The 24,424-nt window shown below is 40.9% G+C and carries 22 protein-coding genes and 1 pseudogene; 10 read left to right on the top strand and 13 right to left on the bottom strand.

The genetic code is table 11. The features are described from left to right. Position 1: 1 nt before the first annotated feature. Both KQP93_RS13620 and tal read right to left on the bottom strand, forming a co-directional pair. Complete coding sequence (locus KQP93_RS13620; protein WP_054562330.1) at positions 2-190, bottom strand: DUF3545 family protein; 189 nt, start codon at positions 188-190, stop codon at positions 2-4. A gap of 186 nt (positions 191-376) precedes the next feature. Next, the gene (gene tal / locus KQP93_RS13615; RefSeq protein WP_217874819.1) at positions 377-1,327 is read right to left on the bottom strand and encodes a transaldolase; all 951 of its coding nucleotides are present in this window, start codon (positions 1,325-1,327) and stop codon (positions 377-379) included. Between the two features lie 222 nt (positions 1,328-1,549). Here tal and yaaA point away from each other — a divergent pair, with 222 nt between their 5' ends. The 5 genes and pseudogenes from yaaA to KQP93_RS13590 all read left to right on the top strand — a co-directional run bounded on the left by yaaA (position 1,550) and on the right by KQP93_RS13590 (position 4,569). Then, positions 1,550-2,329: a peroxide stress protein YaaA gene (yaaA, locus tag KQP93_RS13610; RefSeq protein WP_217874818.1), complete on the top strand. Its 780-nt coding sequence runs from the start codon at positions 1,550-1,552 to the stop codon at positions 2,327-2,329. Positions 2,330-2,459: 130 nt separating this feature from the next. After that, complete coding sequence (locus KQP93_RS13605) at positions 2,460-3,395, top strand: mechanosensitive ion channel family protein (protein WP_217874817.1); 936 nt, start codon at positions 2,460-2,462, stop codon at positions 3,393-3,395. Positions 3,396-3,607: 212 nt separating this feature from the next. After that, positions 3,608-3,814: a ribbon-helix-helix domain-containing protein gene (locus tag KQP93_RS13600; RefSeq protein ID WP_217874816.1), complete on the top strand. Its 207-nt coding sequence runs from the start codon at positions 3,608-3,610 to the stop codon at positions 3,812-3,814. Between the two features lie 183 nt (positions 3,815-3,997). Continuing rightward, positions 3,998-4,276 (top strand): annotated as a pseudogene (locus KQP93_RS13595) (type II toxin-antitoxin system RelE/ParE family toxin). Beyond that, positions 4,276-4,569, top strand: a complete 294-nt coding sequence (locus KQP93_RS13590; protein WP_054554253.1) for a HigA family addiction module antitoxin — start codon at positions 4,276-4,278, stop codon at positions 4,567-4,569. The pseudogene KQP93_RS13595 and the gene KQP93_RS13590 overlap by 1 nt, the downstream one beginning before the upstream one ends. Before the next feature lie 284 nt (positions 4,570-4,853). Here KQP93_RS13590 and serA read toward each other — a convergent pair whose 3' ends face one another. From serA to KQP93_RS13565, 5 genes are all read right to left on the bottom strand, one after another. After that, positions 4,854-6,083: a phosphoglycerate dehydrogenase gene (gene serA, locus KQP93_RS13585; protein WP_167659130.1), complete on the bottom strand. Its 1,230-nt coding sequence runs from the start codon at positions 6,081-6,083 to the stop codon at positions 4,854-4,856. 14 nt (positions 6,084-6,097) lie between these two features. Continuing rightward, positions 6,098-6,751 (bottom strand): ribose-5-phosphate isomerase RpiA, encoded by a 654-nt coding sequence (gene rpiA, locus KQP93_RS13580; RefSeq protein WP_054554255.1) that lies wholly within the window; start codon positions 6,749-6,751, stop codon positions 6,098-6,100. Positions 6,752-6,805: 54 nt separating this feature from the next. Beyond that, positions 6,806-7,402 (bottom strand): 5-formyltetrahydrofolate cyclo-ligase, encoded by a 597-nt coding sequence (locus KQP93_RS13575; protein WP_217874815.1) that lies wholly within the window; start codon positions 7,400-7,402, stop codon positions 6,806-6,808. Positions 7,403-7,415: 13 nt separating this feature from the next. Continuing rightward, on the bottom strand, positions 7,416-7,982 hold the full coding sequence (locus KQP93_RS13570) for a hypothetical protein (RefSeq protein WP_217874814.1): 567 nt from the start codon (positions 7,980-7,982) through the stop codon (positions 7,416-7,418). 118 nt (positions 7,983-8,100) lie between these two features. Continuing rightward, complete coding sequence (locus tag KQP93_RS13565) at positions 8,101-9,618, bottom strand: S10 family peptidase (protein ID WP_054562323.1); 1,518 nt, start codon at positions 9,616-9,618, stop codon at positions 8,101-8,103. 244 nt (positions 9,619-9,862) lie between these two features. Here KQP93_RS13565 and KQP93_RS13560 point away from each other — a divergent pair, with 244 nt between their 5' ends. From KQP93_RS13560 to mrcB, 5 genes are all read left to right on the top strand, one after another. Next, positions 9,863-11,092 (top strand): diguanylate cyclase, encoded by a 1,230-nt coding sequence (locus KQP93_RS13560; RefSeq protein ID WP_062566702.1) that lies wholly within the window; start codon positions 9,863-9,865, stop codon positions 11,090-11,092. Between the two features lie 181 nt (positions 11,093-11,273). Beyond that, the gene (locus KQP93_RS13555; RefSeq protein ID WP_054554260.1) at positions 11,274-11,612 is read left to right on the top strand and encodes a P-II family nitrogen regulator; all 339 of its coding nucleotides are present in this window, start codon (positions 11,274-11,276) and stop codon (positions 11,610-11,612) included. Positions 11,613-11,621: 9 nt separating this feature from the next. After that, the gene (locus KQP93_RS13550; RefSeq protein WP_054562321.1) at positions 11,622-12,851 is read left to right on the top strand and encodes an ammonium transporter; all 1,230 of its coding nucleotides are present in this window, start codon (positions 11,622-11,624) and stop codon (positions 12,849-12,851) included. Positions 12,852-13,012: 161 nt separating this feature from the next. Continuing rightward, positions 13,013-13,174, top strand: coding sequence for a YqaE/Pmp3 family membrane protein (locus KQP93_RS13545; protein WP_082401591.1), 162 nt, complete (start codon positions 13,013-13,015; stop codon positions 13,172-13,174). A 91-nt stretch (positions 13,175-13,265) separates the two neighbouring features. Continuing rightward, positions 13,266-15,593 carry a penicillin-binding protein 1B gene (gene mrcB, locus KQP93_RS13540; protein ID WP_217874813.1) on the top strand — a complete coding sequence of 776 codons (2,328 nt, stop codon included), beginning with the start codon at positions 13,266-13,268 and terminating at the stop codon, positions 15,591-15,593. Between the two features lie 268 nt (positions 15,594-15,861). On the opposite strand, the gene hemL is transcribed toward mrcB, so the two are convergent. The 6 genes from hemL to KQP93_RS13510 all read right to left on the bottom strand — a co-directional run bounded on the left by hemL (position 15,862) and on the right by KQP93_RS13510 (position 24,350). Next, entirely contained in the window at positions 15,862-17,142 is a 1,281-nt protein-coding gene (gene hemL / locus KQP93_RS13535; RefSeq protein ID WP_217874812.1) for a glutamate-1-semialdehyde 2,1-aminomutase, read from the bottom strand. A 71-nt stretch (positions 17,143-17,213) separates the two neighbouring features. Continuing rightward, the gene (locus tag KQP93_RS13530) at positions 17,214-18,230 is read right to left on the bottom strand and encodes an aspartate carbamoyltransferase (protein WP_055197864.1); all 1,017 of its coding nucleotides are present in this window, start codon (positions 18,228-18,230) and stop codon (positions 17,214-17,216) included. Positions 18,231-18,334: 104 nt separating this feature from the next. Further along, a complete protein-coding gene (locus KQP93_RS13525; RefSeq protein ID WP_054562318.1) occupies positions 18,335-18,769 on the bottom strand; it encodes a CopD family protein in 435 nt (144 codons plus the stop codon). A gap of 20 nt (positions 18,770-18,789) precedes the next feature. Further along, the gene (locus tag KQP93_RS13520; RefSeq protein WP_054562317.1) at positions 18,790-20,472 is read right to left on the bottom strand and encodes a chloride channel protein; all 1,683 of its coding nucleotides are present in this window, start codon (positions 20,470-20,472) and stop codon (positions 18,790-18,792) included. Positions 20,473-20,571: 99 nt separating this feature from the next. Continuing rightward, positions 20,572-21,879, bottom strand: a complete 1,308-nt coding sequence (locus tag KQP93_RS13515; protein WP_217874811.1) for a transporter substrate-binding domain-containing protein — start codon at positions 21,877-21,879, stop codon at positions 20,572-20,574. A gap of 95 nt (positions 21,880-21,974) precedes the next feature. Next, on the bottom strand, positions 21,975-24,350 hold the full coding sequence (locus KQP93_RS13510) for a diguanylate cyclase domain-containing protein (RefSeq protein ID WP_217874809.1): 2,376 nt from the start codon (positions 24,348-24,350) through the stop codon (positions 21,975-21,977). Positions 24,351-24,424: the final 74 nt, after the last annotated feature.

Raw genomic sequence — 24,424 nt, 5'->3', positions numbered from 1 at the left:
ATTAAAAGTCTAATTCATCAAGCTCAATGCTGTCTGTGAAATAGTCTAACTCCTGTAGTTCTTTGCGAAGTCTATGCTTATCTTTCAAAGCTTCGATTTCGCGCCATTTTCTCTTTTTATTTTTTGTAGAGGTCTTTTTTGTTTTACTAGGACCTTCTAATATTTCTAAAATATCGTCTAGGCTATCCATGAACTTCTCCTATTGATTTTTTGAACCTCGGAAATACCTATACCACAGGCTGCTCAAAAATAGAATAAAAAAGTGACAATACTGTTACAGAAGTGTGATTGATAGATGAATAGATCAAAGGTTTAGTTATTTTAGAAACAAAAACGCCACCTAGCGGTGGCGTTTAAAAAAATGCTGTAATTTGAATTACATTGCTTTAAAGCGTGCTTCTAATTCAAGCTGTGCTTGTGCAAAAGAGCGAATACCTTCAGCAAGTTTTTCTGTCGCCATAGCATCTTGGTTATGTAACCAACGGAACTGCCCTTCAGTTAGTGGTGCTGGTTTGTCTTCAACAGTAAAGTCGCTCTCTAGTAGGTACTCTTGTGCATCCGTTAATTGGCCTAACTCTTCTAAAAGACCTGGGCTAATCGTTAATTTATCACAGCCAGTAAGTGCGATGATCTCGCCTGTGTTACGGAAGCTTGCGCCCATAACAACTGTTTTATAATCGTGGCGTTTGTAGAACTCGTAAATGCTACGTACAGATTGCACACCAGGATCGTTTAGCGGATCAGTTGGTTTTTCCATACCGTTAGCAACGTGCCAGTCTAAGATACGGCCAACGAATGGTGAAATTAAAAATACATTCGCATCGGCACATGCGCGTGCTTGTGCTTCAGAGAATAACAGCGTTAAGTTACACTTAGTGCCTTCTTTTTCAAGCTGCTCAGCGGCTTTGATACCTTCCCAAGTTGATGCAACTTTGATTAGGATTTTATCTTTGCTAACACCTTCTTTTTCGTAAAGGCTCAGTAAAGTGTGGGCTTTGTCGATAGTCGCTTGGGTATCAAATGATAAACGTGCGTCTACTTCTGTTGAGATATAGCCCGGTACGATTTCGCTAATTTCTTTACCAATTAATACAGCAAAGTAATCACATGCTAACTCAAGTTGTTTAGCTGCATCTTGCTCGGTTTCTTTGGCATATTGCCACGCTTTATCTAAATAAGGCTTATACGCTTCAATTTCACTGGCTTTTAAAAGTAGAGATGGGTTTGTTGTTGCATCTTCTGGTTGGTGCTTTTTGATAGCTTCGATATCACCTGTATCTGCAACAATAGATGAATGCTGTTTAAGCCTTTGTAGTGCTGAAGTCATTTGCTTTCCTCATTCCAAGCAAGTTAAAAGAAAATCCATTATAGCGGCCTTTATGCTGCAACACTATGACAGTGTTTAATAGGTCAAATGTCCTTAATACAGAAAACTAGAACATTATGTATGAAAAGAACAGCGGATAAAGGCAGGACGAAACAAAACGTGCATTTTGATTCGATTAATGTTGAAATTGACATCAAATAAATTACAAGTCAATAGCTAAGTATGATCACTGTTATTTCACCTGCAAAAAATTTAGATTACGAAACACCAGCCACGACCGATAAATTCACTCAACCTGAATTACTCGAGCACAGCGAAGAGTTAATGTCAGTTTGCCGTGATTTAACACCAGCGCAAATTGGTAGCCTAATGAAAATCAGCGATAAACTAGCTGGTTTGAATGCGGCACGCTTCGCCGAGTGGTCACAGCCATTTACCCAAGATAACGCAAAACAAGCCGTGCTAGCCTTTAATGGCGATGTATACGGTGGCTTAGATGCGCAAACTCTAAGCGGTGCTGATCTTGATTACGCACAGTCGCACTTACGAATCTTGTCTGGTCTTTATGGTGTGCTTAAACCATTAGATTTAATGCAAGCTTACCGCCTTGAAATGGGCACTAAGTTAGAAAACCCACGCGGTAAAAACTTATATGAGTTTTGGGGCAGTGTTATCGCCGAAAAGCTTAATACAGTGCTTGCCGAGCAAGATAGCAAATATTTGGTAAACCTTGCTTCGAATGAGTATTTTAAAGCGGTTGATAAAAAAGCATTAAATGCACAAATCATCACTCCACATTTTAAAGACTGTAAAAACGGCCAATATAAAGTGATTAGCTTCTATGCGAAAAAAGCCCGCGGCATGATGGCACGTTACATTATTGAAAATAAAATCACCCAATTAAGTGATTTAAAAGATTTCACCGCTGCAGGTTATTACTTTAGTAGCGATGCAACAGCAAAAGAATTAGAGCCTGTTTTCTTACGAGAAGAGCAGAACTAATTTTTTAGGAAAATGAATTAGAAGAGCCGTGCTAAGCACGGCTTTTTTTATGGTTTTAATACTCTAAATTAGAAATGGCGTTCATCTTGCTAAATACTTTGTTGAGCAATTAATTCAACAAGGTACAAAAATGTTAAAAATTCCGACAGTAAGTGAAGCAGAAAAGCTGATAGAAGAAAAACTCGGTGGCTGGGTTGATATCATCATAAGCCATATTCCAAACTTTATTGTCGCAGTAATTATTACTATCGTGTTTTCACTGCTGGCGCGTATTGTTGGATCAATGCTTAGAAAGCTATTACGTCGTTCGTTAGAGTCTTCGCAAATCGCTGACTTAATGTCATCGATAGTGAAGGTTATCGTGTTATGCGTAGGCTTATTTGTAGCCCTAGATTTCTTGGGCCTCAGAGGCACGGTCACCTCATTACTAGCTGGTGCTGGTATTGTTGGTCTTGCGATTGGTTTTGCCTTTCAGGATATGACAGAGAACCTTATAGCGGGTATTGCTATGGGTGTTCGCAAACCATTTAAAACAGGAGATGTAATCCGCACCGAAAGCGTGTTCGGTACCGTTAAGGCGATTAACCTAAGAAACACCCTCATTGAGAACTTTTATGGGCAACTTATCTTAGTGCCTAACAAGATTCTATTTAGAAATATACTCAGTAACTACAGTACCTTAGGTGTGCGTCGTATCGAAGTGCCTGTGGGTATTTCGTATGCTGACGATCCAGAACAAGCCGCTGAGGTAATTGTTAAAAGAATCAATGAGTTTGATTTTGTGATTAAACAAGAAGAAACCGCCGTTTACGCCGAAAGCTTTGGTGATAGCAGCGTTAACTTACTGGTTTGGTTTTGGATTAAATACCCCGGCGAAGCGGATTTCATGACCGTTCGTCACAAGGCTGTTGTGGCAGTTAGAAACGCCCTAAGCGAAGCTGACATGACCATCCCGTTCCCAATCCGCACGTTAGATTTTGGCATCAAAGGCGGCGAGAAATTAAACGCTATGATAAGCGAAAAACAGCAAGATAAAGACGCTGAGGCACCACAAACTGATGAGTAAAATTTACTGACTTATCGGCGAGATTTACACAGGGAAGTGTGTTTGAGGAGGGGAAGCAAAGTAAAAGGTATAGTTGATTGCTAGCACCAATGAGCTAAGCTTGATTGTAGTAGTATAAAATAGGATTATATCTGGATTTGATCTATTCAAGATGAGTAAATTATGGCGATGGTAAAAAAAGTATCACTGTGACTGCCCAACAATAAAAATGGATGCAAGCACAGCTCGCTTCAGGAAATTATGCGAGTGACAGTGAGTTACTTCGAGATTTGATTAGAAAAGAGCAAATGCGAGCTTCTGAAATTGAAGCTATTCGTATGAAATTGATTGAAGCAGAAAAAAGTGGACTCTCAGATAAATCACCAAATCAAATGTTAGCTAGTTTCAAGGAAGAAGCGAGTAAGGATGGGAAGTCTTAACGCGAAATAAATTTCACGCCTACGGTGAGCCTTTTTTGACTTAGAGCTTAAAATTTCCGGCTTAAAGTTGGGGTCCGTTTTGGTCTTTGCTCCGCTTCAAATTTTAGTCCACGGTTATTCCCCCTAAGCGAGGGGACTATAATTAAAGTGGACACCTGTTGCGCAGCACGCTACACTTTGGCAATGATCAAGACATTCAAACATAAAGGCTTGAAAAAGTTCTTCGAGACTGGAAGCAAAGCAGGGATTCAAGCCAAGCACGAGCGTCGTTTGAGAATGTAACTAGCCGCTATAGATACCGCTTCGATTATTGAAGATATCGACTTACCTGGATTTAAGTTGCATCCATTAAAAGGTAATCGTGATGGTGTTTGGTCAATAACTGTAAATGGTAATTGGCGAGTAACATTTGAATTCAAAGATGGTAACGCCTACATATTAAACTACGAGGATTATCACTAATGACTATGCATAATCCACCGCATCCGGGTGAATTTATTTCCGATGTATATATGGAGCCTTTCGGTTACAGCTGTAGATTTGTCGCGAAACAGTTGGATGTCTCACCTTCAACTCTTAACAGAGTCCTTAAGGGGCAGAGCTCTATTACTCCTGAAATGGCATTAAGATTATCTAAGGCTTTGGGTAGAAGCCCTGAAAGTTGGCTATCGATGCAGGATAATTACAATCTTTGGCAAGCTAAACAAAACGTTAACCTTACCAAGGTACACCCTATTAGTTTTGCAGTAGCGTAATGCGAATAATCACAAGCTTGCTGCTACTTTGGCTGTTCACCTGAAATTTCTTGTGTGTTATTTATAAGAAATAAGCCATCGCGCGAAATAAATTTCACGCCTACATTAAAGTATTGCACCCTAACAACAGGTGAGCACAATCGGCTGATAGCTTAAGGCTTAAAGCTCTCTAGCGTGTTGGGTTTCGCTACGCTCAAACCAACCTACGAGCTTAAAGTTTTGTCCTACAAAAAAAGCGCAAGCAGTTTAACTGGTTGCGCTTTTCTTATTCGATATGCCAACGATTAGTGAAGGATACGTGCTCTGATTGTACCTTCAACAGCACTTAGCTCTTTAAGAGCGACTTCTGATTGGTCTGTATCTACATCAATTACTACGTAACCAATCGCTTCGTCAGTTTGTAAGTACTGGGCTGCGATATTAATGCCGTGCTGAGCAAACGCTTGGTTAATTTGCGTTAGAACACCTGGGCGGTTGTGGTGCACGTGTAATAAGCGGCTGCGGTTTGCAAGCTCAGGCAGTGATACTTCAGGGAAGTTAACCGCCGTAATGGTTGAACCATTATCTGAGTACTTAGCAAGTTTGCCTGCTACTTCAATACCGATATTTTCTTGTGCTTCTTGTGTTGAACCACCAATATGCGGAGTCAGAATCACGTTATCGAACTCGCGCAGCGGTGATACGAACTCTTCATCATTTGATTTTGGTTCTACAGGGAACACGTCGATTGCAGCGCCGCTCAGTTTTTTATCACGAAGTGATTCTGCTAGAGCGTCAATATCAACAACAGTACCGCGAGAAGCATTGATCAAGATGGCACCTTGCTTCATCACTTCAAGCTCAGCCATACCGATTAAGTTCTTCGTTTGCGGTGTTTCTGGTACGTGTAAGCTAATAACGTCAGCACGTTGTAGTAACTGAGTTAGGTTATGAACTTGCGTTGCATTACCCAGTGTTAGTTTGTCTTCGATATCGTAAAACTCAACGTTCATACCGATATTTTCAGCCATGATACCTAGCTGTGTACCAATGTGGCCGTAACCAATAATACCTAACGTTTTACCACGTGCTTCAAATGAACCATTAGCTGATTTTAACCAACCACCGCGGTGTGCTAGGGCATTACGCTCTGGAATACCACGAAGTAATAATAAGATTTCACCAAGTACTAACTCTGCAACAGAGCGAGTGTTTGAAAATGGTGCGTTAAATACCGCAATACCACGCTCACGAGCACCTTGCAGGTCGACTTGGTTAGTACCGATACAGAAGCAGCCGATTGCGACTAGCTTTTCAGCTGCTTCTAATACCGCTTCATTAATATGAGTGCGAGAACGAAGGCCTACAAAGTGCACATCTTTAATGCGCTCAATGAGCTCGTCTTCAGGTAAGGATGTTTTTACGTAATCAATATTACTGTAGCCATTACGCTTAAGCGTTTCTACAGCACTTTGGTGCACGCCTTCCAGCAAGAGAATTTTAATTTTGTCTTTTGCTAACGATACCTTACTCATATCCTCATTCCTATTTACTTGATTTGCGGCCCATTTTTGGTGCCGATAATGACTTTATCTGCGCCGCGATGGGCAAATAAGCCGTTTGTTACTACACCAACAATCTGGTTGATTGTTAGTTCTAATTCTTTGGCGTTGCTGATATCTAAATTGTGCACGTCTAAAATGACGTTACCGTTATCTGTTACAACACCTTCACGGTAAACAGGGTCACCGCCTAGTTTTACTAGTTCACGCGCTACATAGCTGCGTGCCATTGGGATCACTTCAACCGGTAGTGGAAATGCGCCTAATGTTGTAACTTCTTTAGATTCATCAACAATACAAACAAATTGTTTTGCTACCGCTGAAACGATTTTCTCGCGTGTCAGTGCTGCACCACCGCCTTTGATCATCTCATTGTGTGGGTTGATTTCGTCTGCGCCATCAACATACACATCAAGGCTTGATACATCGTTTAGTTCGAATACTTCAATACCCAGCGCTTTTAACTTTTCAGTTGAAGCCTCAGAGCTTGAAACCGCACCAGTAATGGTGTCTTTTACAGTATCAAGTGCATCAATAAAGTGATTCACTGTAGAGCCTGTACCTACACCAACAATGGTATTTTCATTTACAAACTCAAGTGCTGCCCAGGCAGCGGCTTTTTTTAATTCATCTTGCGTCATAATTATGTGCTCAGTTAGCTGTCAGAGAGGGCCTATAGTATACAAACAGTTTGCTTACCATTGGTAGATTTTCTCTGGGGTTATAATGTGTTTTAACGGTACATCCCACGATTCAATTGGCAATGCTAAAACATGCTGACATTGATGGGCAAGGCCTATCAAAATCGGTTTTTGCCAGTTTTCTTGGTAATACCGAGCCAACGTTTTGTCATAAAACCCACCGCCCATTCCTAAACGGTTACCTTGATCATCAAATGCCACTAATGGCATAAGTAAAATATCAAGCTTATCTAAAGGACATATTTGACTGCAATTTAACTTGGGCTCCAAGATACCATAGCGGTTTGCAGTCATGGGTGAATTTTCTTCATACCTCTGAAAGTATAAAGTTGTGCCATTGAAGGGGTGGATTATAGGTAGATACAAATGCTGATCTTGTATCCATAATTCTTTAATTAACAATGAAGTGTCTAATTCGCCATCATTGCTGAAATAAATGCCAATATGGGCGATTTTAGGTGTTTTTAGCGATTTTAGGTGTTGAGTAAAATTCACTTTTAGCGCAATTGCTGCATTTTTTTGTTGTTCAATAGTCAGTGAATTGCGCTTTTTTCGAATAGATTGTCTGATTTCTGCTCGTGTGTTGCTCATGTCAATATTAGTGTTAACTTTCTAAAAAGGAGAAAAGTTCAGGAAAAAGCTCCACAACACCCAAAATGATCAATAACACAATGACCATTGCAATAAGCGAATAGAGTAGGGTATTTGAGCGTTTTTTAACAGGTTCTGTTAATTCATCTTCAAGTAGCAAGTCATCTTCTTGCCAGCTATCGTCGCTATCAGCAACGCTATTATTCTCAAGCTCAGGTAAACGTTGCTCTAAGTCATCAAGTTTTTCTTCTAGGCGAATAAGGCTACTGGTGATGTAATCGAGGGCATCAAAAATACGTTCTTCACGCTCTTTAGCCTGTGCGGCTGTATTGCCTGATTGGCTGCTGGTGGCTGCTTGGTTAATCGGTTGGAGCTTGGCTTTAATACCAACACTGGCGAGTAACTTTGCTTGTTTTAGTGCTTTATCTTGCTCACTTGGTGCAAATAATGGCTTATGCTCAAACAGGGTCGCAACTTTGTCTGTTGTTGTTTTTAGTTTTGCAGCTAGTTGCTCTGTTGCTTGTACTTGGTCGACACCGGCTTCAAGCCCTGCAAACATAACGCGAAATTTTTCTGCCATTTGCTGATTATCCAAATCATTAAATCAATGACTTGAGTATATACCCAAAAAGATTAGTGGAAAAACAAAAGCCCGTATAAAACGGGCTTTTTCTATTATGGTTTTGCAAATACGCTGTTTAGTACTTTGCTGCTTTGCCTTCGGCTGGGAGTGATTTAAGGATAAAATCACGTAAGTCATTATTTGATGACTCTAAATCAGCATGACGTAAATACATCATGTGACCACTGCGATAGCCTTTAAAGCTTAAGCGATCTTTCATTTTGCCACTTGGATCTAATTGCCACATTGTGTATTTAGCATCAAAGTAGTTTGTTGCACCGTCGTAGTAGCCAGATTGAATCATCACGTTTAAGTATGGGTTTTGTGCCATTGCTAAACGTAAGTTTTCACCTGTGTTGTTGCCTGAGCGATCCCAAGGGTGAACATTACCAAATAGGTTATATTTGATATCGGTTTTGTAGTTAAGCTCTTCACGTAGGTAATAGTTAATCGCTGGCGTGAATGAGTGTAACCATGAAGTAAGCTCAGCCCAGTAATCAGGTGACTCACCTGCATCACGTTTGTCGATACCTAGGTAACGAGAATCTAAACGGCCCACAGTTTGGCCGCGCTCACGTAATAGCTCTTTCCAGAAGAAGTTATTTGGAATATCAAGGTTATTTTGCTCAACAAACTTTTCAGATAAACCTGCGTATTTTGCTGCTTGCTTGATGATGGCACGTTTTTCATCAGCAGGTAAAAAACCACCTTTAGCAATTGCAGGTAAGAACTTATTCACGGTGAACTGTTCAACTTCAGGAAGTAACTCGTCTAAGTCTTTTGCCTGTAAGTCTGCGCTAAGGGCTTTGTGGTACCAAGCGGTTGCTGCAAAGTAAGGCAGGCGGTTAGCAGCTTCTACAGGGCCTTCACGTTTAATACCAATTTCAGTTGGTGATACTAGAATAACGCCGTTGATATACATCCATTGGCGATTTTGTAATTCGTGAGCAAGACCAGAAACACGAGTCGTACCATAGCTCTCACCAATTAAGAACTTAGGTGAACGCCAGCGCTCGTTGCGAGAAACAAAGGTATTTAACCATTCAGCTAGGTATTTGATGTCAGCGTTAACACCAAAGAACATTTTTTGTTGGTCTGACTTACTTGGCAACTCACCTTTTTCGTTTTCAAGAACGCGCGAGTAACCGGTGTTAACTGGGTTGATATAAACAATATCAGCCACGTCTAAAATTGAGTAAGGGTTATCTTTTACGCCATAAGGTTGAACAGGGTAACCTTCGTCATCAATTTTTAATACACGTGGTCCAGTATAGGCAAGGTGCATCCATACTGACGCAGAACCTGGGCCACCATTAAACGAAAAAACTAAAGGACGTTTTGTTCTATCGTCTACTTTATCGCGGGTATAATAAGTATATTGCAGCGTTGCAACGGCATCGCCTTGCTCATTCCAAACTGGTTGTGTGCCTGTGGTTGCGGTATATGAAAAGCGCTCACCATTAATGCGGGCTTTGTGCTCTGTTACCACTTTGCTGTCAACGTCAATACGACGTCCATTATCAGCAAAGCTTGGAGTACTGAAGGTCAGTGTTAGTGCTGTCACTGACAAGCCAATAAAACTAACTAGTTTCATGTTGATTCCTTATTATTCGAATTGCAGCTATTAAAAAGTAAAGCAAACTCGATGACAAACTAATGAGACTAGTGACCAATATTAGCTGTTAAACAGAAAAATAACCGAAAATGCTGAGCTGGTTACAAAAAAGTGCATTTTTTTAGCAAAGATATTTTGCTTAATTATTTAGCTAGATTAAAAAATGGCGTATATTTAGCGTGTTTATAATCTGTGTACACGTGCTTAAGAAAGAGAAGTTGCAATGCAAAGAGTATTAGTAGTTGAAGACAGTAAAGTAGTACAGCAAGTGTTACGTCACCTCGCTGCTCACTATTTAGATGTGGCTGTCGACTTTGCGTGGTCTTTAAAAGAGGGCGTCTCTTTAATTTCAGAGCACGATTACACCTTGGCTTTAGTCGATTTAACGCTACCTGATGCGATGAATGGCGAAGTAGCTAAATACACCTTATCAAAAAACATTCCGACCGTTGTCCTAACATCAAAAATTGATGAATACATTCGCCAGCAGATGTTAGAGCTTGGTGTGGTTGATTACGTGGTTAAAGATAACCGCGACTCATACCATTATGCGATCAAACTTGTTGCACAATTACTTAGAAATGATGGTAGCAAAGCGCTGGTGGCTGATGACTCAGTACTAAGTCGCACTTTGATGAAGCAAATGCTCGAAAAGCAGTTGTTTGATGTACGTGATGCTCAAGATGGTGAACAAGCACTACAAATGCTTAAAGACGATCCTGAAATCAAGCTGCTTCTTACGGACTATGCAATGCCAACAATGGATGGTTTTGAGCTCGTTAAAGCGGTGCGTAATTTCCGCGGCCGTGATGATTTAGCTATTATCGGTTTATCAGGTGCCGGTAAGCATGGTTTATCGGCGCGTTTTATTAAATACGGCGCTAACGACTTTTTAACTAAGCCGTTTATGAATGAAGAGTTTCATTGCCGTGTTATGCAAACAATGGAGCAGCTTGCTTTAATAGCCGATATAAAAGAAAGCGCATACCGCGACCATTTAACTGGCTTGCATAATCGTCGTTATTTTTATCAATACGCAGAAAAACTGCTTAAAAATGTTGAGCAAGAAAACGTATTGGCCTTGCTTGATATCGACTTCTTTAAAAATGTGAACGATCAGTTTGGTCACGAAGCCGGTGATCAGGCGCTAAAACAAGTGTCTTCATTTTTAAAGACTAAGTTTGATGACTTCACTATTGCAAGAATTGGCGGCGAAGAATTTGCCGTGGTACTGCATAATATGGACTTAGCTAAGGCCGAATCAAGGCTCAATACCTTCAGAGAGCAGTTAGCAAGCCATGCTTTTTCAATTAATGGTGAGCCTTACTCATTAACCATGAGTATTGGTATGACCCAATTCCAAAAAGTATCGCTTACAGCTGCAATGCGCATTGCCGACAAGGCCTTATATCAAGCCAAACAGCAAGATCGGAACTGCTTAGTTAAACTATAGTTGTGCTAATTGCACCAGCGCTGGTTAATTGTTAAAAAAATGCACCAATAGGGTGCATTTTTTTTGTGCAAAAACCAAGTTTTGTTTTTAAATTATTGAAATTAAACAATAAAAAATAGTGGCACAAAGGTTGGATTGTATAAGCCAACAGGATAACAATAAGCGTCCGAAGGGGGCCACTATGAAAATGATTAGTGCAATAATAAAGCCATTCAAACTTGATGATGTACGTGAAGCATTGGCTGATTTAGGCATTGAGGGGATGACAGTTGTCGACGTTAAAGGCTTTGGCCGTCAACGTGGTCATACTGAGCTATATCGTGGAGCTGAATACCAAGTCGATTTTATTCCAAAAATCAAACTTGAAATTGCAACTCGTAGCGAAAATTGTCAACGCGTTGTTGAAACCATCACAAAAATTGCTTCAACAGGCAAAATTGGTGACGGCAAAATTTTTGTTTACGACTTAGACCAAATCGTTCGTATCCGTACGGGCGAACTTGATGAAGAAGCAATTTAAGGGGGAATTATGGAAAACACTATCGTAGAGTTGAAGTTCTCACTCGACACTTTTTACTTTTTAATGTCGGGTGTTTTAGTAATGTGGATGGCGGCTGGTTTCGCTATGCTTGAAGCAGGTTTAGTCCGTGCAAAAAATACAACAGAAATCCTAACTAAAAACGTTGCACTATTTTCTATTGCCTGCACTATGTTTTTATTAGTGGGTTACAACATCATGTATGTTGATAACGCAGAAGGTGGTTTCATTCCTTCATTTGGCGCATTAATCGGCACTCAAGCTGCTGATGCGGATCACTCTTTAGAGTCTGATTTCTTCTTCCAAGTTGTGTTCGTAGCAACTGCTATGTCAATCGTATCTGGTGCGGTTGCTGAGCGTATGAAGTTATGGGCATTCTTAATTTTCACGGTTGTTTTAACTGGTTTCATCTACCCAATCGAAGGTTACTGGACTTGGGGCGCAGGTTTCTTATCTGAAATGGGCTTTGTTGACTTCGCAGGTTCTGCAATCGTTCACGGTGCAGGTGCTGCGGCAGCGCTAGCTGGTGTGCTTTTCCTAGGTGCTCGTAAGGGTAAATACGGTAAAAATGGTGAAATCTATCCAATTCCTGGTTCTAACTTACCGTTAGCAACTCTAGGTACATTAATCCTTTGGATGGGTTGGTTTGGCTTTAACGGTGGTTCACAGCTACTTGTTTCTGACGCTGAAAACGCAACAGCGGTTGGTAAAATCTTCTTAAACACTAACGCAGCAGCAGCGTGTGGCGCAATCGCAGCACTATTCGTATGTAAAGTGTTATGGGGTAAAGCTGACTTAACTATGGTTCTTAATGGTGCACTAGCAGGTCTAGTAACTATCACTGCAGAGCCTGCATCTCCAACGCCATTACTTGCTTGTTTACTTGGTCTATTAGGTGGCTCATTGGTTGTATTTAGCATCGTTGCACTTGATAAAGCGAAAATCGATGACCCTGTAGGTGCTATCTCTGTACACGGTGTATGTGGTGCATTAGGTATCATGTTAGTACCACTTTCAAACTCTGATGCAACCTTTGTTAATCAATTAATTGGCTTAGTATGTATCTTAGGATTTGTGTTCATCGCGTCATCAATCGTATGGGCAATCCTGAAAAATACCATGGGTATCCGTGTTACCGAAGAAGAAGAACTAAACGGTATGGATCAACATGACTGTGGTATTGATGCTTACCCTGAGTTTGTATCAGTTCGCAGTAACTAATCTTGGTGCGTGCAAATAGCACGCCCATAACAATATCATTGTGTGTTCAAATCAAAGCTCTACGAAGGTAGGGCTTTTTTGCGTTTAAATAAGTCTTTTCTGATAGGCGAAGTAGCTATTTTTTGACTATGCTTAGTGTTCAAAACTAACAAGGAAAAACGATGGATAACAAACTCTTGCTTATAATCATTTCGCTTTTTTTACCGCCTGTTGCGGTATTTTTAAAAGCGGGTGCAGGTAAAGATTTAGTGATTAACATTATTCTATGCTTTATCTTTTTTATACCTGCTGTGATCCACTCACTCTGGTTGTGTACACGCTAAACGAGTTTAAGTGACTGTTAATTTTACAGGTGTTAATATTGCGCTGTTCAAGGTGTAATCCTGTAAAATTAACTGACCAATAGCGAACTCAATGGCTGATAAAAAAACTCCTGCAAAAAAATCGTCTAGTAAATCGAAGGCGACATCAAAAAAAACTACCGCTAAGCGCTCACGCGCACCTAAAGGGCCAGCTAAAGCGAGTGTGCTAAGAAAACTTTGGTCAATTTTTTGGAAGCTTTCACTTGCTGTGATTGTTGCCATGGTGCTGTATCTAATTTATTTAGATGCAAAGATTACTCGCCAATTTGAAGGCAATAAATGGCAGTTACCTGCACAAGTGTATGCTCGTGCAATGAGTTTTTATCCTGGGCAGTATTTGTCTCAGCAAGAGGTTATTTGGGAGTTAAACCGCTTAAATTACTCATCTGTAAACAAGCTAAGCCGTACAGGTCAGTATGTTAAATCAGCTAACAGTATTAAAGTGTACCGTCGTGAATTTGAGTTTTATGACGGCCTTGAAGATTCACAAGTGATTGAGCTGCGTTTTTCGGGGCAGAAATTAGCAACCATCAAAGATAAATTTGGCCGCCGTTTAAACAGCGCTCGATTAGAGCCAGTTCAAATAGCCCGCATCGGTAATGATTCAAAACAAGACCGCGAGTTTGTGCCGCTAGATAAATTTCCGCCGATGCTAAAAGACACTTTACTAGTGGTTGAAGATCGTAATTTCTATGACCATCACGGCGTATCGGTGTGGTCAATTATGCGTGCTTTGTATAGCAATATTAAAGCAGGGCGTACCGTGCAGGGCGGCAGTACTTTAACTCAGCAATTAGCAAAAAATATCTACTTAACTCGTGAGCGCTCTTTAGTACGTAAATTTAATGAGGCGCTAATTGCCTTAATTCTAGATTACCGTTACAGCAAAGATGACATTTTAGAAGCTTACCTCAATGAAGTGTATTTAGGTCAGTCATACAACCAAGGCGTTCACGGTATGGGTCTTGCCGCTGAGTTTTATTTCTCAAAACCTGTGGATGAACTTGAATACGACCAAATTGCCCTATTAGTGGCTATGGTAAAAGGGCCATCGTATTACAATCCTCGGCGTTATAGTGAACGCGCAATGGAGCGTCGTGATCTAGTACTACGCTTAATGGTTGAAAATAAACTTATTGATACGCGTGAATACCGTGCGGCATTAAAGCGCCCAATTGATATTGCACCAATGAAAGATAGTCTGCAAAAGTCGTATCCGGGTTACTTAGAATTAGTTAATCGAGAATTAAAGCGCTTGCTACCTGATCAGCAAGTGTTAGATGCCGGGGTGCGTGTATTCACCTATTTTGACTTACAAAAGCAAACGGCCATGGAAGAGTCGGTTGAGGCAAGTCTACCTTATCTAGAAAGACGCCCTAAAACAGAAGAGCTTGAAGCAGCGATGATCTCTGTTAACGTTGAAAAGGGTGGAGTGTCGGCGTTGGTCGCAGGCCGTGACGTACGTTATTTTGGTTTTAACCGTGTGCTTGATACTAAACGTAATATTGGTTCACTCGTTAAGCCTGCCGTCTATTTAACAGCATTTGAAAGTGGTCAGTTTAATGTTGCCACGTTGGTGGATGATTCTCCGCTGCAAGTGACTAATGAGCAGGGTAAAGTATGGCAACCTGAGAACTTCGACAAGCAGTTCCGCGGCCCTATGCCACTATACAAAGCATTTAGTAACAGTATAAATATTCCTGCCGTTAATACGGGCCTTGATGTTGGAGTTGATAAAGTAGCCGATACCTTGAAGCGTTTAGGTGTAGAAGGGCGTATTGATCAATACCCGTCATTACTTTTAGGTGCACTTGAGCTTTCTAGCTTTGAAGTGGCGCAGCTTTATACAACGCTTGCTGCTGATGGTCAGTACCGCGAGTTAACGTCTATTTCGGCACTGACTGACTCAGTAGGTAAAGTGCTTTACAAGCATGATGTCAGCTCACAAAAACGCTTTGATGATGCATCAATCTACATGACCAAATACGCAATGAAGCGCGTGACTAAAGATGGCACGGCTAAACGCCTAAATGCTCATTTCCCATCAATTCAGCTTGCTGGTAAAACAGGCACCAGTAATGACTTACGCGATAGTTGGTTTGCAGGTTTTGACCAAAACACGGTGACTGTTGCATGGATTGGTCGCGACGATAACAAGAGCACAGGTTTAACAGGCAGTGTTGGCGCACTAGAAGCTTACATTCGTTACCTTAAACCACTCAACCCTGAAGCCATAGCGGATACTCGCCCTGCTTCTATTCGTTGGGCATTCATTAATGAAGAAACCGGTCTGCAAGCGCCTCCTGGTTGCGGCAAAGTAGTGCAGCTACCTATACGTGCCAGTGAGTTTGAGCCTAGACCGACTTGTGTTAGAGATTAACAACACTAACTCGCATTAATACTTATACCAACCCGCAATAATACTTAATCATTTTGAGGGATAAAACCTGTCGCTAACTGCGTTAAAAATTTCTCATTTAGAACAACTAAATAACGAAATTTTTGCCTTGTTATCAACGAGGTTTTATTGCCTCAAAATAGACTACTTAATTAAGCGGAATGGTATTAAATAAACGAATTGGCAAAGAATAAAAAAAGCCCCAGCATTGAAAAATGCTGGGGCTTTTTATTAACTTGCTTAACGCTTATTATAGCTTCGCGAATGCGCGCTCTGCTGCTGCAATGGTGTCGTTGATCTCTTTTTCAGAGTGCTCAGCGCATACAAAGCCTGCTTCAAACGCCGAAGGAGCTAGGTAAACACCTTCTTCTAGCATTAAGTGGAAGAACTTTTTGAAGCGCTCTAAATCACACTCAGTCGCTTGTTGGTAGCTTGTTACTTTTTCTTTATCGGTAAAGAAGAAACCGTACATACCACCTGCGTAGTTTGTTGTAAGTGCAATGCCTGCTTTTTTCGCAGCGGCTTCAAAGCCTTCACAAATTGCTTTGCTCTTTGCTTCAAGCTCATCGTGCAGGCCTTCAGCACTTAATAGCTCTAAAGACTTTAAGCCAGCAGCCATGGCAATTGGGTTACCTGATAATGTACCCGCTTGATAAACTGGGCCAACAGGTGCGATGTAATCCATGATTTCTTTCTTACCGCCAAAAGCACCTACTGGCATACCGCCACCGATCACTTTACCTAAGCAAGTAAGGTCTGGTTTGATGTTGTAATAAGCCTGTGCGCCACCTAAAGCAACACGGAAACCTGTCATTACTTCATCAAAAATAAGCACAGATTTGTATTCATCACACACCTCACGTAAACCTTCTAAGAAGCCTGGTACAGGTGGAATACAGTTCATGTTGCCAGCAACTGGCTCAACGATGATACAAGCGATGTCGTCAGCATATTTTGCGAAAATTGCTTTTACTTCATCAAGGTTATTAAACGACACAGTTAATGTGTGCTTAGCAAAGTCTTCAGGAATACCTGGTGAATTTGGTACACCCATAGTCAGTGCGCCTGAGCCTGCTTTTACTAGTAGTGAGTCAGCATGGCCGTGGTAACAGCCTTCAAACTTTAAGATTTTGTCACGGCCAGTGAAACCACGTGCTAAGCGAATTGCACTCATTGTTGCCTCAGTACCTGAGCTTACCATACGTACTTTTTCGATTGATGGTACGAGCTCTTTTACTTTTTCGGCCATTAAGATTTCAGTTTCGGTTGGTGCACCATAACTTAAGCCATTTTCTACGGCTTCTAATACCGCTTGCTTAATAGCTGGGTGGTTATGACCCATGATCATTGGTCCCCATGAACCAACGTAATCGATATAACGGTTACCATCAGCATCAAAGGTAAAAGGGCCTTCAGCTTTAGTAATGAATAAAGGAGTACCGCCAACGCCATTGAAGGCACGAACTGGTGAGTTAACACCGCCTGGGATTGATTCTTGCGCGCGATTAAAAAGATCTTGGCTAATTGTCATGAATAGTCCTATTGGGTTGTCACGTTAAATGAGTTGGTTTGCAAGGGCTCAAAGAGCCCAAACGAAGTAGCTTAGCTATTACGTTTACGGCTAAACCAAGGCACGTCGACTTCATATTGCTCAACTTTGTCGGCAACATCTAAGGTTAGAGCAAACAACGCCATGCGAATTAACACGCCATTTTGCACTTGGCGGAAAATTGCTAGGTTGTCGTTGCTATTTAAATCGTTATCTAGCTCGTTTGCTTCCAAACGGCTGTCACGAGGAAGAGGGTGCATCAGTACTGAGTTAGGCTTACAGTGTGCGTTGTAAATTGCCTGACTGATACGGAAACCACCACGGTATTTGTTAGCTTCTTCTTGTGAAGGGAAGCGCTCTTCTTGGATACGGGTTTGATAAACAATATCGGCGGCCAAGTTGCCTTCCATTTTATCTACTACTTGAATTTTATGACCTGCGTTATCAACAGCATCTAAAATGTAGTCTGGCATTTGTAAGCCATCAGGTGCCACCATAGAGAATTTAACGTCTTTATAATGGCAAAGTAATTTAGATAAAGAGTGCACAGTACGGCCGTATTTTAAATCACCTACTAGGGCAATATGCATACCGTCGATACTTTGGTTGAAACGACCTAGCTCACGTTCAATCGTTAGTAAGTCAAGTAGGGCTTGTGTTGGGTGTTCATTTGAGCCATCACCGCCATTGATTACTGGAACATCACACCCGGTGGCAAATTCAGCAACAGAGCCTGCGTCAGGGTGGCGCATTGCGACTGCATCTGCATACGCTGAGATCACGCGAGCGGTATCATACAAAGATTCACCTTTTGCTAGCGCTGAGCTTTGCATACCCGTTGTTTCACGAACTAAGCCACCTAGTAAGTTAAATGCAGTACCAAAACTTACACGAGTACGCGTGCTTGGTTCAAAGAACAAGTTCGCTAAAATTGCGCCCTCTAAAACATTGGTGCGCTTTTGCTTTTTAGCATAAGGCTCCATTTTCTTAGCAACTGCAAAAATACGTTCAATACAATCTCGATCAAGCTGATTGACCGACAGGATATTTTCACCTTGGAAACTTAGCATGGGGTTTGTTCCTAATCACATTTATAGGGCGCTGGCACTCGGTATGGGAGGCCGCATAAATTTGCGCAGTACTATAGCAAATTTTTAGCGTTCACAGCAGCAAATTATAAGTTAGGTTTAATAATTGCCAGTGCCACTATAGCTAAAAGGATGAGTACCGGAACTTCATTAAAAATACGGTAAAAGCGATCGCTACGTGTATTGCGGTCATGCTTAAAGTCAGCCAGTAATTTAAAGCAATAGCCGTGGTATATATAGAGAATAATCACTAGCACCAGTTTGTAGTGCAGCCACATGCTGTACCTAAACCAATCTCGTCCATATTCAAAAATGGTCAGTACGCCAAACACCAATGTTAAAACAGCAAACGGCGTCACAAAAAACAGTAAGCGGCGTTCCATTACTTTCAGCATTGAGTTACAGGCTTTTTCTTCACTCATTGCGTGGTAAACAAAAAGACGTGGCAGGTAAAAAATACCGGCAAACCAAGCAATCATAAAAAATACGTGGAAGGTTTTATAAACTAATAGCGCAGTCATTTAAGCATCCATTTTAATTGTTATAACAAACTGTTGCGTATGGTAAGGATATGTCTGATTTGGTCCCAACGCAAAAGGCCCATAATCTGTTGGTTATCAAGCAGGTTGTAAATATACACCGCACCGCTGCGTTTATCTTTCAATAAGTCAAAAGCATCGGCTAAAGTTGCTTGGCTACTAAGACCAGCAAGGCTGACATACTTGATGTTACTTTCTTGGTCAGACATCAGGCTTAAATCATATTCGGCTAGACGATAGCCGTTTTCTTCATCATGAACAATAAGCGGGGTTTGGCTATCAAGGGCATCGAGCGACTCTTTAATTTGTTGTTTGTCGTCACTGTAAAGCAGCTTGAACTGCTCATCCATTTCATCCATCACGCCCACTTTTTGTAATGCTTCGGTAGCTGGCGATATTTGATACTCAAGCCCTTGGAAATCAAGCTGTTGCATAAAAATAGAGCGGTTACCAAAAAACTGCAGTGCCGTGACATAAGCCGTTGAGATCACCAACATGGCTGGCACAATGATCTCGGGGCTTGAGGTTAGCTCCATAACCGTAGTGAGAGCTGCCAGTGGTGCGTGTAATGTTGCAGCCAATAATCCCGCCATGCCAAGCATGCTATAAGTCCCAGTGATATCAACACCCGGACTAATAAACTGCGCAAAAAAGGCCATTAAGGTGCCCATTAATACCCCAAGCCCAATAACAGGGCCGATGATCCCACCTGGAATACCTAAACCAATGGCAAATAAAGTGGCGAGTAATTTGGCAATCAAGATGGTAGTTAAAAACTGCACATCATCTGGTGATTCAATAGCAATAGTGATAGCACTCATACCTGAGCCCATTGCATGAGGAACCATATAAGCAATTAAGCCTGCTATTAATCCTGCGAGTAATAGACGGGGGAACATACTTAGTGGTTTAAAAGTACGGATTATAAGCATCAAGTTTTGGTTAAATGCATAGGCAACAGCACCAAGTGCCATACCAAAAATGATTAAAAATGGGTAATGCCAACCACTCAATGGGTTCATGGTAATAAGAGCGAGCTCTGAAGCGTCACCAAAGACAAATTGAGTGGCTAATGCGCCGGTAACCGCTGCGAGCATAATCGGCACGAAAATATGCACTTTATATTCCCTAAGTACCACCTCCATAACAAAGATGACGGCTGCAAGTGGGGTGTTAAATGAGGCAGCAATACCGGCTGCAACACCACAACCGGTGAGGGTACGCATTGCATTGTGTGGTAGATGTAATTTATCGGCCAGTAAACTGGCACCCGTTGCACCCATATGTACTGATGGGCCTTCTCGACCGACCGAAAAACCACTAATAAGGGCTAATGCACCACCGACAAATTGGTTTACCGTGTTGTAAAGCGGCATATGGCCATAATGTTTTTTAATACGGTGAATTACAAATGGAATGCCAAGACGATAATGCTTAAAGCCTGTTAGGGCGGCGAATAAGGCAATTAATAAGGCTGCACCAACTGGCAGTATCATCCGCTCATAGGTTGGTAAAGTGGTGAAGTCATCAGGCTTATCTAAAAATAAGCTTTGAAAAAACATGATTGTGAGGCGAAAAAGTATGATCAACACTGCCGCAATTAACCCTGCACTTACACCAAGTAAGCACAATTGCACAGATGTTTTAGGCTTTGCTAGGCGACGTCTTAGTCTCTCAAGCCACATGCATATTTCCTCACAGCACTTTTGAGCCGCAGTTTAGCAAATCAAATTAACTAAGTCGTTGGGATTTTATAATTTTATCTGCATTTTGGGTAAATCTAGCTAATCTTTACTGTCGTTATTAATTTGCTGCATTAATTCAGGCAAGCGAGCTGTTATAGCTTTGGATATTTCATCTACCAGTGGGGCATGTTTTTTATGAATAACCGTGTTGATAGCCATTTGCCTTAGTACAATTAAAGAAAAGTCTTTTTTAAAGGTAGTTATATCGTTATTGAGCGCAGGATAAAGTGCATAATCGACACGACCTCTTTTAAGCATTTTGATGGTATGGTTTAAGTCTTCGTTATGGATTATGTCTGCTTTGATATCAAACTCGTTAAGAATTTCGATATCACCAATAGAGCTTATAATTCGGTTGCTTGGGTTGTATAAATTATCTCGATCGCATGGCAGCGATTTTCTACATAGGAGCACTAAGTTGATAACGCCAAGACTTGGCTCCACGGCAATAATATTCTCGAATTTACGCATATTACTTTGTGAGCGCACAATATCGCCGTCAACGATGCCTGCATTTAGTAATAACACACCTCTTCGAGATGGTGTTGCTTGCATCTGAACTTTGATATTTAAATCATTATAAACATCACTCATTAATGTTTTAAATGGCGCTACACGTGGAATATCTATATAAGTTAACAACAACTTTTTTGGCCGAGAGTAATTTGTTGCAGACGGCTTTGCGCCAGCAAATAAATCATTGAGTAAGGCTATTTTAGCTTGGTTTTCAGCGCTATTTCGTATGCCAATCACTAATGGGGTGTCGGTAAACTGAGTTACAATTTTTGGTTCAGGTAAGCTTTGTTGCTCAGCAAAATAGTTAAGCACTTTTGGCGCACTAATCGCAAAATTAATCTGCTCAGTTTGCATTAAGTGAAATAGCTCTTCATCGTTTGCGGTTTGCACTATACTGCCAGCAAAAGATTGAATCACTTTTTCGACCACACCCGGGTAAATATAAGGCTCAACAACGCCGACTTTGTGCTCATTAAAAAGCTGTTCAAGACTTTCAAAATCTTCTGGATTAGACTGAGTGGTAATGACAGCTAATTGAGAATTTAAAATAGTGGGTGAAGCAATAAAGCCAGGCATTATTTCAGATGGCCAAGCGGGGTAATAACCCAGGTAGCCAGTTAACTGGGCTTTTTTTATTGCATCTTGCCAAGGTAAATATTCAACTTCGAGGTTTATCGATTTTTTGGCAAGCGTGTCTCTTAATAGTGCAATAGCATCACCACCATTTGCCATTATACTACTTGCATATGGCGGGGCTTCTAGAGAGGTGATTTTCCATGTTTCTTGGTACGCGTTATTGGCAACTGCCAATGAGCTGAAAATAAGTACCATAAAAGAATAAAAGCGAGTAAGCATGGAAAAAGAATTATTATTAATTGTTTAATAAGTATACGTCTAAATTGGACTTTTTAGCATTATTAATTTGCTTATTTACAGTTCATAACATTACAGCTAAAGCAGTGATGTTTTTGGTCATACATACGCTTGTCGGCCACGCTAAGCAATTCGTCAAATGATTGCGCATCGTCAGGATATAGTGCAAAGCCAACACTCGCTTCTACATGCAAGTCACCACACTCTGATTTTATCGGCGCCTTAATCGCACAGATCAATCGTGATAGTGCACGGTTTATTTGTACTTGGTTTTCTATGTCGGTAACAATAACTACAAACTCATCACCACCAATGCGTGCAGCACAATCGGTTTTGCGAGCGGTGTCTTGTAGGCGTTTAGCAACCTCTACCAGAACTTTATCTCCCATTGCATGGCCATGGGTATCGTTGATTGGCTTAAATTTATCAAGATCAAAATACAGGCAACCTACCTTAGAGCCTGTGCGCTCAACACGGGCAAATTCGTGTTTGATGAATCGCTCAAGCGCACTACGATTTGCTAAACCAGTAAGGTAGTCTGTTTGTGCTAATTGCCTAATTTTCTTCTCTGCCATGACGCGCTTTGTGACATCGAAATTAACACCAATCATCCGGTTGCCGTATATTCGTCCATCTGCATTGATATAGCGGGTTTTGCCAGAGGGCAGAACAATCTGAAATTCTGCATGGAACTCTTCGCCATTTAAAATTGCGAGTTTTAGCTTGTTAGTCACGTCTTCATATTCATCTGGGTGTAAGCTATTAGCCCATGCTGAATAGTCCCCTTTGAATTCTGATTTTGGAATGTCAAATAAGGTATGCATCCAGTCATCCCAAATCAGTTCATTAGTGTCAAAATTCCACTCCCATATACCAATATGGGCCGCATCTGCAGCCATAGACATGCGTTGGTGTAAGCTTTCAAGCTCGGTTTTTGCTTGTTTTAATTCAGTAACATCTTCAGAAACGTCCAATAAATATTGCGCTTTACCATTACTGTCTTTAATTGTGAGTTTCCGTGTTCTTAAGTAATGAGTATTGTCATCAATAGTAACCGGCTTTTCCTCTATAGTTAGGGTGTCATCACTTTTCAATACATCGCGATCGGTTTGCACGAAACTGACTGCTTGTTCATTACTGAAAATATCAAAGTCATTTAAACCGATTAGTTGGTCTTTATTTTTACCTAGTAGTTGCTCACCCGCTTTATTTACATGGCTAAATGTTAGATGCTCAGCTTCTTTTACAAACAACATGATGGGTAAATTATCGAAAATAGTTTGTGTAAAGGCTTCTTGGTTTCGAATATCAGAGAGATCTTTTATTGTCGCCACATAAGGACCTGACTCTTTTTTACCAATAGAGCTAATGGTTAACGTAATAGGAAAACGTTTTTTATTGGCTCGTTGTCCTTTTAAGAGCCGACTGCTACTTTTACCCGCTGTTTTTTTGCTAAGCTGTGAATCTCGGAGTATTTCATCAAGTTCTAACGATCTTTCAGGGATCAGGGTACGAATATGTTTGCCTATTAAATCTTGCGGCTGATAGCCAAAAACATTGATAACAGCCGGGTTTGCAAATTCAATTTTTCCTTCATTATTAAAGCTAATAACCACATCTTGTACGGTATTAAGTACCGCTTTTAATTTCGCTGATAATAAGCTTCTTGCTCTAAGCTCAACAGCACCTAATACAAACAGACTTAATGCCACCAGAATAAAAATGATAAGTTGTGCTAACGTCGAATAGTCGTGGGTTGTAACATAGGTGGTGTATTCAGTTTCAAAAACAGACATCGAAATCATGCCGATGTAATGCATTCCGGAAATTGCACTGCCCATTATCAAGGCCACAACCAAGTTCATCCGTGTTTGATAAACTCCTTTGGCAAGTCGAAAATCATTAATTTTTAATGCGATACCTGACAGCACAATAGCGACGATAATAGATAAAGAGAACAACCAAGGCTCATAAGCCATTTTTGCAGGCATCACCATCGCCATCATGCCAACAAAATGCATCGAGCCAATCCCTGCGCCCATTAGCACACTTCTAATGAGTAGTCCTTTATCAGTTTGAAGTGCCGGAGAAAGCACGATGTAACTAGCAAACACACTTGGCAAAATTGATATTAAAGTAATGCTAATGTTGTATTCAATAGGGATGGGTAAGGTATAGGCAAGCATACCTACAAAATGCATACCCCAAATACCTATACCTAAAAAACACGATGCCATGATGGTCCAGATCTGACTTTCATTTTTTAGATAAGAGTGTTTGATGCGAGCAGATAATAAAAAAGAGATATACGAAGCAAATACGGCTGTGAGGATTGAAGCAAAAACAAGGAGTAAATCGTATTCAGCTGGAATAAACTGCGCACTGCTTAAATTATCAGTTATAAAATGCAGCTTGAAATGCTCTATCACAATTATCTTTCCTCAGTGCAAACTCATGCCAGCCCAAATGTAGTACAAATTAACTTTAGTCCAAGGCGAATAGC

Source organism: Pseudoalteromonas shioyasakiensis (assembly GCF_019134595.1).
Classification (GTDB): Bacteria; Pseudomonadota; Gammaproteobacteria; order Enterobacterales; family Alteromonadaceae; genus Pseudoalteromonas; species Pseudoalteromonas shioyasakiensis_A.
This window is presented reverse-complemented; position numbering and strand designations above follow the sequence as displayed.